The sequence below is a fragment of the Rummeliibacillus pycnus genome, assembly GCF_044359855.1.
Taxonomy (GTDB): Bacteria; Bacillota; Bacilli; order Bacillales_A; family Planococcaceae; genus Rummeliibacillus; species Rummeliibacillus pycnus_A.
Map to the genome: position 1 here is coordinate 2,544,102 of NZ_CP132291.1, position 13,070 is coordinate 2,557,171.

Below are 13,070 nucleotides of genomic sequence, written 5' to 3' on the forward strand. Positions count from 1 at the left end.
AGAATGAACACACAATACTGGATGAGCAAACAGTTTTTTAGTTTTTTTATGACATGGGGCATTTTTCTACCTTATTGGACAGGATGGATGATTCATGCAAAAGGGATAACAGTTCAACAGGTTAGTTTAATTATGAGCTTAGGCTTGATTGCGAGAGGCCTTTCTACATTAGTTGCATTTCCTTATTTTTCAATGAAGTTTAGTAGTAAAACCTTATTAAATGTAGCGGGAATTGGAACGTTAATAGCAATTTTATGTTATATTCCAGCAACTTCCTTTACCAGCTTACTAATAGCAACTCTACTTTTGCACATTTTTTACCCAACTTTGATGCCTACTCTAGATACTGCTGCAGGAATACTCGTGCAGAGTAAACAATTAAACCATTATGGGAGAAGCCGCCAGTGGGGGTCGATTGGATTTGTCGTGGCCGGCATAATTTTAACCTTTTTCACAGGGTTGCTGGGAGATGATGTGATCTTTTGGGCACTGCTACTTGGAATATTGCTGTTCGTGTCTCTAGGGTTTATGCGTGCACCTGCTATTTTATCTCAAAAACCGCTAGCAGAACAAACAGACAAAGGAAGCCTGTTTGCATTATTTCGCATCAAAAACTTTGGTTTGGTACTCATTGTTGTGATTTTACTGCAAGCGGCACACGCTTCCTATTACAATTATGGCTATCTTTTTTTACAGGAAATTCATGCACCCAACTATTTAATTGGCGGAATACTTAACATTGCGGTCATCGCAGAAATCTTGTTCTTCTCAATCGCAGATCGAAAATTCCATAGATTTTCAATAGGCTCATTACTAGCACTTGCGGCACTTGGTTCAACCTTACGTTGGATACTCATATTTGCCTTTCCAAATGTTATTGGTTTCTCTATCGCACAAACCCTGCACGCATGCTCATTTGCAATGGGGCATTATGCATTTATGAAATACCTAATCAAAAATGTTTCACAGGCACAGATTCCAAAAGCACAAGGCATTTATTCCGCACTGGCACTTAGTTGGAGCACCGCATTACTCACCATTTTCGGTGGTTATTTATATCAAATCGAGCCAAGATACGCCTTTATCGGAATGATTGTTTGTACCATTCCATCAATGTTGCTTGCCCTTGTTTATAGGAAATTGGAAAATAAAAAGGAGATGCTTTAAAACTGTAAAGAAAGGACGATCCACTTTCTACTACTTCTAAATTGTAGTAACACTTCTATTCAAAAGATAACAACATAATCCGGCATCTTTTCGGTTGAATCGACTTATTTAAAAATATTGGCTAAATAAGATTGCATCGATCCAGGTAATGATTGGAAGAATAGTCCTTGATATTTGATATCGAGTAAACCAGCCATAAAAATAATAAAAATGATTAATATTAAAAGGGATTTCTTATTTTTCTTAGAAATGTATTTCATTAGGTTCTCCTCCTTTGAAAATTAACGTTATAGTTAGCAAATTATTAAGTATATATTACCGGATGCAATATTTATATTATTTCTTGCAAAACTAATATCACTTACTAATGATAAGGTTCTCCTTAAAAGATTTAAATAGGTTTTTACTAAAATGCTTCGTTTAACAACACTGTTGCTATTTCAATAGTTTCTCTACAGTCTAACCTAACAGCGCCTACTAATGTAGGTTCAATTCGTTCTTTGTCACCCATATTGGAAATGTCACATAAATTAAGATGATACTGTACAAAATGTATTTATTTATTTTTTTCATTCAAATAAACAATAACCTAAACGAGATTAATCGATTGAGATTTGACAAAGAAAGGAATGGCTATGGTAAATTTTAAATCTTTTCGCGGAATTGTGACCCAGATAAATGATTTTATGATTGGGCAAAATGGGGAAGGAGAAGGCTGTTATACACTAATGACGGTAGAAGATGGGATTGGTGGCATTGTCAATTTCGTGATCTCACCTACTACTTACTTTGTAAACCAGGAAATTGTAATCCTCGGAGATCGGATTACTGGATATTATGACGGAGATGCACCCGTACCTTTGATATACCCACCACAATATCGGGCACTTGTCGTTGTAAAGGAAAACAACTCTCAAAATGTAAAAGTAGACTTTTTTAATAACCAATTGTTGAGTAGTGATGGCCAATTAAAATTAAACATCTCTCCCTATACCACTATCTTACTCACAAATGGGCAGCCTTTTTCAAAAAACCCTGCAAATCGAAACCTAATCGTGATATATGGTCCTACTACAAGAAGCATCCCTGCTCAAACCACACCTTATAAAATAATCGTTTGGTGTTAATACTATTTATAGATATTTACTTTATACAATCCATTTTAAAGATATTAATGCCTGATCTGATGCTCAGTCCTCCTTGCGACTACAAACTACATTTGGAAGAAAAGCATTACAAGTGTCCAACTAAAAAATAAAATAGCCCCCGTGCGTTTTGTGAAATCGACGGGGGTTATTGTCTTATATTACTGCTCTTCTACTTTCTCTTGCACTTCGTGTAATTGCTGCTTGATCAGCTCTAAGTGTTCTTTATTTTGCTGAATTGTATCCATATGCTCACCATATTCTACTGCGTTCAAGAGTGATTTTTCTGCATGTTCTATTTGATTGAAAGCATGTTCAAGTGCTATTTCCTCCGGGTGTGACTTTGCTTGCTTCAAAAGTCGCTCTGCCTTTTGGACAGAGTTGCCAAATAAGGTGCTAGGATGATCCTGTTTCCAACTTACATCTGAATGCTTCGCCAATTATGCCTCTTCCCTTCCTGCCAATTAGATAAATAATCTAGATATAGTATTGTATAATGTTCAGAAAAATATGCGCGCATAGAGTGACGAATGAATACCTATGTAATCTAATAAATGAATTCTTGTACATAATACGAGTAATTTATGAAAGAGTAGTTGATATTAAAAAAAATCCCCAGTTCATAACAAAACCCTGATTGACTTTTATGTCCAATCAAGGTTTCTAAACTTATTCAAGTATGTGGTACAAAACTCTAAGTTACCTTACAAAATCCTAGCCATTTGCCTATCTATTTTCCAAACCTTTTGCGATATCCACATTTTCTACATAGTTCCTCCACTGCTTCTCTACGTGAAAAACCATCTACAAGGTTTTTTGCTCTATCCATCTCGATAATATCAGAAAATGAATTATCATTAATATTTCCAAGGTTGATAACTCCCTCGCCATCTAGACAACAAGGAATAACAGTTCCGTTTGCTAAAATACCTGCTTGATTTCGCATGCCATAGCAGAAGCCCTTTCCATCATCTTCTTCTTCATGTAACGCAGGCCACTGAAACTCGTAATCTTGATTGATGAAGATGCGATCCGCAATTTTCACGCCGCTTCCTGGTACAACCTTCTCTTCAATTTTGTAGTCTAAATCAAATTCTTTCTCAATAATTTCTAGTAATTCTCTGTTTCGTTTTCTTTCAATATTCGTCACATTGTCTTGTGTAAGGTTCCATAATCTCAGGGAAACAATCATTTCTGATTGACTCGTTGCTTCTTTAATAAAAGAAAGGATACTTCTCACATACCCTTCCTTATCTTTAGAACCACTATGGCCATCAAAGCTATGGAGTGAGAAATTCATTTGTCTTAGCGCAGGCTTATTTAATAATTTTTCCCTCTTTTTATTAATTAATGTTCCATTGGTTGTGATATTAACTTTAAACCCTTTTTCATGACTTATGTCTAACAATTGGCCAATTTTAGGATGGAGCAGTGGCTCACCTTTTACATGTAAATAAATGTAGTCTGTGTGCGGTTTAATTTGGTCTAATCTCTTAGAAAAATCCTCCACAGATATGAATTGCTTCTGTCGTTCCGTTGGCGGACAAAAGCTACATGCAAGATTACATACACTTGTAATCTCTAAGTAAAACTTCTTAAATTTTTTCACCATTAATTCCCCACTTCTTTGACTACTTAGAACAGGATGAACTATTATTCTATCACTATTAAAGCATATTTGTCCTAAATGGAAATATGCTTATTCATAGAAACTACTGTTACCATTTTTCTGTTTAACGGAATGCATTTGTATTTTGCCTATTATTTATCCTACTACTATCTAAACAGGAATTCCTTCACTTGTACTGTTCGCATGTTAGCGAACAATTAGGCAACTAACATATTGTCGAAATTTTAACCAAAAATGTTCCGCCTTTAGTGTATTCCATTTATGCAGTCTTAAGAGACAAGCTTACTTAAAAACCTCATTTACTTATGGTAAGGTTCATCATTACGTTGGATAGGGTAAAACAACTTCACTATTTTTTGTCCTCATTTTTCAATTAATTCTTTAATTATTAACAAATTAAGCCCTAATTATGCCCCATTTTGTCTCTATTTTAAGGTGAATAAATATATTTTTTCCTCCTTGACCTTTACTCCATCATGTTCTAGTTCCTGTATCATATGTTGGGCTTGTTTATATTTATAAAAAATTCGCTCTTTACCATTGACAGAAAATTCAAACTTAATTATAATTTTTGGTATTACCACCGTCTTTAACTTGTATTACCATAAAACAAAGGGGACGAGGATTTGAAAGAAAAGGAACGCTCCTCAGATAAAATTGAGAATGAATTAATTAGATCCATATTGGCTGGTGTTTATTCTGTAGGAAATACTTTACCGCCAGAAAGAGAGCTTGCAAAAGAATTTTGTGTTGGTCGTCCAACTATTCGGGAAGCACTTCAACGTTTAGGAAGGGGTGGATGGATAACAGGGAGAAAGGGAATGCCTGCGATTGTTAATGATTATTGGCGCAATGGGAATCTAACGACACTTGTTAATATTGTTGAGAATCATCATACCATTACAGATGAATTTATCATGTACTTATTAGAATTAAGAATTTCTTTGACTCCGACTTATATTCGTGATGCTATTACGTTTAATCAACCTAAAGTGGTTGCTCTCCTTGCCAATCTAGAGCAGCTTGAAGATAGTGCAGAAAGCTATGCAGCATTTGATTGGGATTTGCAAAAAAGGTGTGCTGGCCATGCTGCTAATCCGATCTTTCTACTCATTTTAAATAGCTTCGATTCCTTTTATGTAGATATGGCGAAAAGATATTTTTCTGTAAAAGATCATCGTAGGTTGTCCTTCAACTATTACCACGACTTATTAAAAGCTGCATTAAAGGGAGATGCAATGGAAGCCGAAAGGTTGTCTAAGACAACAATGGAGAAAAGCTTGGCTCTCTGGAAGGATAGAAAAAAATAAAGAAAGCTGGAGGCGTGATAAATGAGATTGAAATATTTTAAAGAATATTTTTCCTACACTGATATATTAATCATGAGCTGTCTATTCCTCATTAGCTTTGGATTTATGATTATACATTTAACCTCTATCGGAATTTTGGGTGCTTTTATTCTGGGAATGATTATGTATTCCTTAGCTGAGTATGTTACACACAGGTTTCTTTTTCATCTGAAACCACCAAAGAATAAATTTTTGTTAAAAATGCTTAAACGCTTACATTATGACCACCATACAAATCCGAATGAATTACATTTATTATTTTTACCCTTATGGTATAGTGTTCCAAATATTGCAATTGTAGCAGTCATTTTTTATTTTCTTTCATCTAGCTTTGTACTTACAAACGCATTTATTGCAGGGATCATGCTCTTTTTATTATTTTATGAGTGGAAGCATTATATCGCCCATCGCCCACTTCGGCCAATATCTCCATGGGGGCGTTGGATGAAAAAGGTTCATTTATGGCACCATTTCAAAAATGAAAATTACTGGTATGGTGTTACGAACCCAGCCTATGATTTCCTCATGGGTACCTTTAAAAACCAAAAGGATGTTGACCAAAGTAAAACTGCTAAAAATCTAGAAAAACGTGGTGACCAGAAAATAAAATAAAAAAAATAATCCATTGTCACTCCCTGAGAAATGTCGAATGAACTTTGTAACTTCAACATTTCTTAGAGAGTGGCAAACATTTCCCCCTATATTAGGGATATAGAGCAACTAATTTCGAAATTATGAAGAAACAGGTGATAATACAATTCGGTCCCTCTTCTGAGAATAAATATCCTGACGAAATTTGTCTCAACAACAATTACGATGCATGAGTTTTTGCTTTTCTTCGGAAATGTTTAATTTTTATTATTCAGCCTTGTTAATTAATGTTTTCATCAATGCCTCATTCATTGGACCTTCAATGATGTCAACCATGTTTCCTTTTGTATCAATCATATAAGTCGTTGGCAACGTAAGTACTTGATATGTACTACCTACAAGACCTTCTTCATCTAACAAAACTTCAAAAGTTAGTCCATGTTTTTTCACAAATTGAGCAACCGCTTCTTTTCCCTTATCCTTATTTGTTACGTTAACCGCTAAAATTTCAACACCTTGATTTTTATACTCTTCATAAACCTTTTGCATATGTGGTACTTCTTCATTACAAGGTGGACACCATGTTGCCCAAAAATTTATAATCACCTTTTTACCTACATAATCCGATAAACGTACTGTTTCACCTTCTAACGTTTTTAACTCAAAATCTGGTGCTACATACTCTACTTGAGATGTCGTATCCTCTTTTTGATTAGTAGATGCTGTTTCGGTTTTTTTAGCTATTTCAGATGTTTTCACTGTTTTTTTCTCGTTACCCAGAGCATTCATTGCAACTATCGTTATTAAACCCATAATAATAATAATGGACACCCAATTCTTAACCAATGTAATACCTCCAATTTTGTAAATGAATAAGGAATAAATCCTAAAAGGGCAGTAATTATAAAGTGAAACATCCATCAGTGGGGTTTTCTTACTGCACGTTAATGCGGGATAAAACGGATTGTTTCAATTAATGACACAAAGCGAAAACTCTTAACGTGATTTGTCTCAACAACAATTACGTTACATGAGTTCTCGCTTTTCTATTAGTCCAAAATGGTAAATATTAAAATTATTATTATTTAAAATTACTGTGCTACTTTATCAGCCTCGTATTGATAATCCATTCCCTTATTATTTATTTTCGCATATTCACTGATATTTTCTAATTTTTCAGTTACTATATTTTCTTTGCTCACACCTAGATAGTTTGCTGCACTTGATAAATCTGTGAAATGGAAAAGTTTCCACCCCATGATTCCTTTAGCTGTTTCATCAGCTCTATATTTTACAGTTACTGCTTTTTCAACTGCAATCCAATTATTTAAGCGTGGGGCTGTTACACCATAATCACGAACATATTTATGAGCAAATGCTATACCATTTGCATGTTCTTGATGATACATACATCCAATTCTACAAAAATAATGCGTATATCCTTCTTGGTCAATCGCTTTGGCAGTATACACTTTATTTGGATCAGTGTTATAAAGATCCATACGACATACTTCACAATGTACACCCGTTTGTGTTACTTCGAAAAATTCAGAAATCCCATCGACAGTAATTGTTTTTACTGCTTTATTCCCCAATTTGTCCTCAGCATACACTGTATAAACACCATTTTTGAGTGCGACAATTTTATCTTTTTGACTCGCACTTTGTAATGGTGCTATTCTTGAACCTTTATCAACGAAGTATTCTACATCCTTATTTCCATATGCCCATTTTTGATCTTGAATCCCATTATCATCAGTAGTTGAAAATTGTATTTTTTTACTTACGGCTGTTGTATCACTTTCAGGTATTGAAAGTGTGATTGTTGGTGCTGTTTTATCGATATTTGAGATGGTGATTGTTTGAAGGTGCGTATTTCCTGCACTGTCTTTGGCGTATACTGTGTATGTTCCATTAGTTTCAATTTTGAATGTGTTGCTTGTAAATTCTGTACCATTCTTTGTAAAATATGTAGCTGTTTGATCACCACTTGCCCATTTTTTTGATACTACCTTCACATTATCATTAATCGAAGCCGTTACGATTACATCTTCATTTGTAGTATCCGTTGTACTTGGAGTTAATGAAATAGTTGGATTTGTTTTATCGATATTAGAGATTTTTATTGATTTTGTTCTTTTATTTCCATCATTATCTAAAGCATACACTGTATATGTTCCATTTTTACTTACTGTGAATGATTTAGTTGTCAATTTTGTGCCTTCAGTTAAAAAAGTATTTGCTGGCTTTGCACCGATTGCCCATTTTTTAAGAGTCACTTTCTTGTTATCTGTAACAGTTACATTTACTGTGACATCTTTATTCGTTGGCTTTGTTGTACTTGCTTTTAATACAATACTTGGAGCTTCTTTTTTATATTTTTCTTGGGCATTCGCTTGAATTGTTTTTAATTTAACCTTTTTTAATGTTACATTGTTTTTCTTTTTGTACGTTTTAATATATTTGTCTGCAGCTGCTGCTTTTGAGAAATAAATACTTTTTGAAGGATTTATTTTAACAATCGTTACTGAATCTAACGCAACCCATTTTTTTGTACTATAGTCCTTAACCTTTTTTGTGAATGGAACCCCTTCATTTAATTCATCATATAACAATGAATTTACATCCTTATAATAAACTACTTTTCCATTTTTAATAGCTTGCACATCTTTAGTTGCTGCAAATACATTCGAATGATGATTACCATTTAAAGTTGCTATTAAAATTACACATAACAGCAATCCGAATCCTAAATATTTTCTCATTCTCTATATTCTCCTTTTTACTTGTGTTTTTAAATATACTTATTGATATTTCTGAACACTTTCTTTTTGAACAGCTTGGAATGGGACAATTTTTGTACCTAAATGTTTGGCAATATAATTCTTTGCTTCAACTTCTTTAGCAAAATATATATAACCATCGTCCATTGGTGAAGTTAGCGATGTTTTAACATAAGTTGCTTTTTCAGCTTGAACCCAATTCAATGTTTTGTAATCACGAACGTACTTTTTATTCGTTTCGCGATTCTTCACTTCATCGTAAAGCAAGCAACTAATATCATCGTAATAGACAACTTTTCCAGTTTTTTTGATAGCTTGTGCTGAAAAAACACCTAAAGGAACGTTTTGTTGATAAACAACCATATTGCAGAATGCACAATCCGTATTCTCCGGCACATCTTTCTCTAAACTTGATACAATTGTAGGTTCACTTGTATTTGTTGTACTCTTTTTTTTTTCACGTTACTACTAAACTGACCTTTATATCTGTCGATTGCTCTTTTTTTAATTGTACTAAGCTTTACAATTTTACATTTTTTGTGTTTAGCAATATATTTCTTTGCTTCAGATTTGCTAGCAAAGTAGACATAGCCCCATTCCATAGGAGAATGCAAGTTTGTCTTGACGTATGTCGCATTCTCCGCCTTGATCCATTTTAGAGTTTTATAATCACGAACATACTTTTTATTTTTTGTTTTATTTTTTACTTCATCGTATAAAAGACAACCAATATCATCGTAATAAACAACCTTACCGTTCTTTTTAATTGCCTGTGATGAGAAAACACCCATTTTATCTTTCTTTTGATATACAAACATATTACACAATGCGCATTTTGAATTTTTAGGTACATCTTTTTTTAAACTAGATATGGCTGCCTCAGCATCCATTTTGTGCTTATTGGCAATAAAACCTACAGAGATAATACTTAACAATATAATTCCTAATACAAATAGTTTTTTCATTTTTACAAAAATCCCCTTTCAATTAAATGTCTGTCAATTATTAATAATACAAAACAGATGTGAAATAAGATGAAAGGAACTGTGAAATAACAGTTAAATTTAACCAAAATAGTTGATAACATATGAAATATTGGATATTTACTATTTTTAACTAGAAAAAAGCGAAAACTTCTAACGTAATTGTTGTCGAAACAAATCACGTTAGAAGTTTTCGCTTTGTGTTATCAGTCTATTAAATTTACTTTACAATTTATAATTTCATCATTCTCCATATGCAAACTAAACTGAATTGGCGATTTTAAATCAAATAACCTTGTTTTAGGGCTATTTGTGGTAAGGTTCACCCTTCATAATCCGAAAGCTACGATAAATCTGCTCTACCAATACAAGCTTCATCAATTGGTGAGGTAGAGTCATCTTACCAAATGATAGTTTATCATCCGCACGATTTAGTACATCATCATGCAATCCTAGTGAACCACCAATAACGAAGGTAATTTTGCTGTGGCCATATGTCATCAGATTTTCGATGTCTTTTGATAGTTCTTCCGAGCCACGCATTTTACCGTTGATGGCTAGAGCGATGACGTAATGATCTGATGCGATTTTAGCAAGGATACGTTCGCCTTCTTTTTTTTTGACGATTTCCATCTCTGCTTCGCTAAGTTGTTCGGGTGCCTTTTCATCAGCTACTTCGATTAAGTCTATTTTTGTATAACCGCTAAGACGCTTTGCATATTCTTCAATACCCATCTTTAAGTACTTTTCTTTTAATTTCCCAACGCTTATAATTGTAATACCCACAGGTTATCCACCTTCATTTTAAATTTACAAACATTTTATCCACAGGAGTTATGCACATATCCACAGGCTAATCCAATATATTGTATACGTTCATTTGTTCGCCACAATATATGTCGCTTGCTCGTCGCAATAGCTACATTTTGTGGATAACTTTTCCTCTTCACTTATTTTTTCCATAATAGGAACTTCTTTTTCAGTTGCAACAAACATATCTAAAGCGTGTCCTATATGTGTTTCACAGCTATATATTTTCAAAATATTTCTTCCTTTCGATCTCTTTGATTTCCACAGACTTATGCACATTTCTTCAATTGTTATCCACAACCCATTGTAACAAATGAAAAGCGAGCAGGAAAGACCGGTGTTTTCTTTCCTTGCTCGCTTTGTGTATAGTTTATCTTTTGATTTTATTTATCCACATTATTGATTTTTTGCACTATCTGCTAATGTGATTGTTTTTTGAATTATTTCCCCACCACGATATGCTTTGATTTTCACTTGATCGCCCACATGCTTTTTATTGTAAAGGATTTTACGCAGATCAATTGAACTATCAATTTTTTCTCCATCCATTTCGACGATGACATCATATTTTTCTAAACCAGCTTTAGCAGCAGCGGAATTTTTTATAACCTCACTAACGACAACGCCGGATGTTACTTCTCCCGGTAATTTAAGTGTATTTCTTTGGTGATAAACCGGAACATCAGTTAAGTCAATTAGTGCAACTCCCATTGAAGGTCTTTCGACTTTACCAGTTCGTTGTATTTCATCAATAACTGGAATTGCTGTATTGATTGGAATAGCAAAACCTAATCCTTCTACCGTTGATTCGGAAATTTTCATTGAGTTAATACCGATTACTTGTCCAGCTAAGTTTATTAGAGCACCACCACTGTTACCTGGGTTAATGGCTGCATCTGTTTGTAAAACTTCAGATTGCCAATCTTCAGTTCCATCACCATTTAAATCAACTGGTACTGTACGGTCTGTTCCTGAAATAACACCTGTTGTTACAGATCCGTAGAAATCCATACCTAATGGGTTACCAATTGCAATAACTGACTCACCTTGTTTTAATTTATCTGAGTCACCAAATGTTGCAACAGTTTTTACTTTTTTACTTGAAATTGAAATGACCGCTAAGTCTGTCCAGATATCTGTACCAACAAGTTTTGCTTGTTCTTTAGATCCATCTGAGAATGTTACTTCAAGTTGTTTAGCTCCTTCTACAACGTGATTGTTTGTCACAATGTATGCCTTGTCGCCCACTTTTTTATAGATGACACCTGAGCCACTGCCAACTTCTTGTTTACCAGTTTTTTCATTAGAAGAATTACTACTTCCACCATCTTGGAATGGGAACGTACTCCATAAATCATTTTGAATGTCTTGGATGTTTGTAATTCCTACAACTGCATCCTTTGTTTTTTCCACTGCATCTGTTACATCAGTATTAATTGATGTTGATAGTTGCGGCGTTGTGGTTTTGTTTATTGACGTATTCACATTTGAACTACTTGGCAAATAACCTACCATAGACGGTAGCAAAAGCCAAACAAGTAACGCACCGACAATTACGCCAACAACTCCACTAAAGAAATAACCCGATTTGCTGCCACCTTTTCTGCGACTTTTTGTTTCATCATTATCGTAATACCCCATTATTTACTTCCTTTCTGAGATGTTCTGATTTGTTACTAATACTTTAACCTGTAAAGATTAAAATTAGATGAAAATAAATTAAAAATCAGTTCAAAATTACAAAAAAGAGTTAGTGAACATATCTTAATTTCCCCAATTTACGCATAAAAAAACCCCCGAAATTGGGGGAGAATTTATTTTATACTGTGACTAGTTCCGTTGGCTCATTTGCATCTGTATCGTACAAGTTAACAAATTCACCGGGCATAATACCACATGACTGTAAAGTTTGTGAAACGCTCATTCTTGCTAAATCCTTCATATTATTATCTTTGCTCAAATGGGAAAGATATATACGAGTTGGTTTTTGCTCGACCACTTCACTCATTGCAACAGCTGCATCTTCGTTACTTACATGGCCAAGATCACTTAATATTCGGCGTTTAATAGACCAAGGATAGCGCCCCATTTGTAGCATACCAACATCATGATTGCTTTCAAAGACAAATGAATCTGCACCTTTAATGATCCCTTTCATACGGTCACTTACGTAGCCCGTATCTGTAATAACAACAAGCTTTTGGCCATTTTCATGGAAACTATAGAACATCGGGTCTGCAGCATCATGAGAAACCGCAAATGATTCGATATCTAAAGAGCCAAAGGTTTTAATTGTTTCCATATCAAATTGAAATCGTTGTTCTACAGGAATATTGCCCACTAATCCATCCATAGCTTGCCATGTCTTTTCATTTGCAAAAACAGGGATGTTATATTTTCTAGCAAGCACACCAACACCTTTAATATGATCGGAATGCTCATGTGTAACTAAAATACCACTTAATTTTTTAATATCACGGTTAACTTTTTCAAATAGTTGCTCCATTTTTTTACCTGTTAGCCCTGCATCAACGATAAAAGAATGTTCTCCGCTTTCTATATATATGGAGTTGCCCGTACTACCACTGGCTAATACACTGAACTGCATCGTA

General features: G+C 34.2%; 15 protein-coding genes. 4 read left to right on the top strand and 11 right to left on the bottom strand.

Annotated elements, in window-relative coordinates; all coding sequences use genetic code 11:
* Window positions 1–3 precede the first annotated feature (3 nt).
* Window positions 4–1,167, top strand: a complete 1,164-nt coding sequence (locus Q8X41_RS12550) for an MFS transporter (protein ID WP_397536656.1) — start codon at window positions 4–6, stop codon at window positions 1,165–1,167.
* 104 nt (window positions 1,168–1,271) lie between these two features.
* Here Q8X41_RS12550 and Q8X41_RS12555 read toward each other — a convergent pair whose 3' ends face one another.
* The gene (locus Q8X41_RS12555) at window positions 1,272–1,427 is read right to left on the bottom strand and encodes a hypothetical protein (protein ID WP_397536657.1); all 156 of its coding nucleotides are present in this window, start codon (window positions 1,425–1,427) and stop codon (window positions 1,272–1,274) included.
* A gap of 375 nt (window positions 1,428–1,802) precedes the next feature.
* Here Q8X41_RS12555 and Q8X41_RS12560 point away from each other — a divergent pair, with 375 nt between their 5' ends.
* Window positions 1,803–2,294: a hypothetical protein gene (locus tag Q8X41_RS12560; RefSeq protein WP_397536658.1), complete on the top strand. Its 492-nt coding sequence runs from the start codon at window positions 1,803–1,805 to the stop codon at window positions 2,292–2,294.
* A gap of 179 nt (window positions 2,295–2,473) precedes the next feature.
* Here the strand turns inward: Q8X41_RS12560 and Q8X41_RS12565 are convergent, their stop codons facing one another.
* Window positions 2,474–2,752 (bottom strand): hypothetical protein, encoded by a 279-nt coding sequence (locus Q8X41_RS12565; protein WP_397536659.1) that lies wholly within the window; start codon window positions 2,750–2,752, stop codon window positions 2,474–2,476.
* Window positions 2,753–3,042: 290 nt separating this feature from the next.
* Window positions 3,043–3,921, bottom strand: coding sequence for a radical SAM/SPASM domain-containing protein (locus Q8X41_RS12570; protein ID WP_397540266.1), 879 nt, complete (start codon window positions 3,919–3,921; stop codon window positions 3,043–3,045).
* A gap of 647 nt (window positions 3,922–4,568) precedes the next feature.
* Between Q8X41_RS12570 and Q8X41_RS12575 the strand changes: the two genes are divergently transcribed.
* Both Q8X41_RS12575 and Q8X41_RS12580 read left to right on the top strand, forming a co-directional pair.
* The gene (locus Q8X41_RS12575) at window positions 4,569–5,252 is read left to right on the top strand and encodes a GntR family transcriptional regulator (protein ID WP_397536660.1); all 684 of its coding nucleotides are present in this window, start codon (window positions 4,569–4,571) and stop codon (window positions 5,250–5,252) included.
* Window positions 5,253–5,273: 21 nt separating this feature from the next.
* A complete protein-coding gene (locus Q8X41_RS12580; RefSeq protein ID WP_397536661.1) occupies window positions 5,274–5,903 on the top strand; it encodes a sterol desaturase family protein in 630 nt (209 codons plus the stop codon).
* A 246-nt stretch (window positions 5,904–6,149) separates the two neighbouring features.
* On the opposite strand, the gene Q8X41_RS12585 is transcribed toward Q8X41_RS12580, so the two are convergent.
* From Q8X41_RS12585 to Q8X41_RS12620, 8 genes are all read right to left on the bottom strand, one after another.
* Window positions 6,150–6,728, bottom strand: a complete 579-nt coding sequence (locus Q8X41_RS12585; RefSeq protein ID WP_397536662.1) for a peroxiredoxin family protein — start codon at window positions 6,726–6,728, stop codon at window positions 6,150–6,152.
* Window positions 6,729–6,973: 245 nt separating this feature from the next.
* Window positions 6,974–8,647, bottom strand: coding sequence for a nitrous oxide reductase accessory protein NosL (locus tag Q8X41_RS12590; RefSeq protein ID WP_397536663.1), 1,674 nt, complete (start codon window positions 8,645–8,647; stop codon window positions 6,974–6,976).
* Between the two features lie 39 nt (window positions 8,648–8,686).
* Window positions 8,687–9,061 carry a nitrous oxide reductase accessory protein NosL gene (locus Q8X41_RS12595; protein ID WP_397536664.1) on the bottom strand — a complete coding sequence of 125 codons (375 nt, stop codon included), beginning with the start codon at window positions 9,059–9,061 and terminating at the stop codon, window positions 8,687–8,689.
* An 8-nt stretch (window positions 9,062–9,069) separates the two neighbouring features.
* The gene (locus Q8X41_RS12600) at window positions 9,070–9,630 is read right to left on the bottom strand and encodes a nitrous oxide reductase accessory protein NosL (RefSeq protein ID WP_397536665.1); all 561 of its coding nucleotides are present in this window, start codon (window positions 9,628–9,630) and stop codon (window positions 9,070–9,072) included.
* A 324-nt stretch (window positions 9,631–9,954) separates the two neighbouring features.
* Window positions 9,955–10,434, bottom strand: a complete 480-nt coding sequence (rlmH, locus tag Q8X41_RS12605; RefSeq protein ID WP_397536666.1) for a 23S rRNA (pseudouridine(1915)-N(3))-methyltransferase RlmH — start codon at window positions 10,432–10,434, stop codon at window positions 9,955–9,957.
* Window positions 10,435–10,524: 90 nt separating this feature from the next.
* Complete coding sequence (locus Q8X41_RS12610; protein WP_397536667.1) at window positions 10,525–10,689, bottom strand: CxxH/CxxC protein; 165 nt, start codon at window positions 10,687–10,689, stop codon at window positions 10,525–10,527.
* Between the two features lie 165 nt (window positions 10,690–10,854).
* Window positions 10,855–12,099 (bottom strand): S1C family serine protease, encoded by a 1,245-nt coding sequence (locus tag Q8X41_RS12615; protein WP_397536668.1) that lies wholly within the window; start codon window positions 12,097–12,099, stop codon window positions 10,855–10,857.
* Between the two features lie 178 nt (window positions 12,100–12,277).
* Window positions 12,278–13,066: an MBL fold metallo-hydrolase gene (locus tag Q8X41_RS12620; protein WP_397536669.1), complete on the bottom strand. Its 789-nt coding sequence runs from the start codon at window positions 13,064–13,066 to the stop codon at window positions 12,278–12,280.
* Window positions 13,067–13,070: the final 4 nt, after the last annotated feature.

What these genes read in the sequence shown, in the direction of transcription:
- Q8X41_RS12550 (WP_397536656.1), top strand. Translation starts at nt 4, where the DNA reads ATGAACACACAATACTGGATGAGCAAACAGTTTTTTAGTTTTTTTATG.
- Q8X41_RS12555 (WP_397536657.1), bottom strand. Translation starts at nt 1,427, where the DNA reads ATGAAATACATTTCTAAGAAAAATAAGAAATCCCTTTTAATATTAATC.
- Q8X41_RS12560 (WP_397536658.1), top strand. Translation starts at nt 1,803, where the DNA reads ATGGTAAATTTTAAATCTTTTCGCGGAATTGTGACCCAGATAAATGAT.
- Q8X41_RS12580 (WP_397536661.1), top strand. Translation starts at nt 5,274, where the DNA reads ATGAGATTGAAATATTTTAAAGAATATTTTTCCTACACTGATATATTA.
- Q8X41_RS12590 (WP_397536663.1), bottom strand. Translation starts at nt 8,647, where the DNA reads ATGAGAAAATATTTAGGATTCGGATTGCTGTTATGTGTAATTTTAATA.
- Q8X41_RS12600 (WP_397536665.1), bottom strand. Translation starts at nt 9,630, where the DNA reads ATGAAAAAACTATTTGTATTAGGAATTATATTGTTAAGTATTATCTCT.
- Q8X41_RS12615 (WP_397536668.1), bottom strand. Translation starts at nt 12,099, where the DNA reads ATGGGGTATTACGATAATGATGAAACAAAAAGTCGCAGAAAAGGTGGC.
- Q8X41_RS12620 (WP_397536669.1), bottom strand. Translation starts at nt 13,066, where the DNA reads ATGCAGTTCAGTGTATTAGCCAGTGGTAGTACGGGCAACTCCATATAT.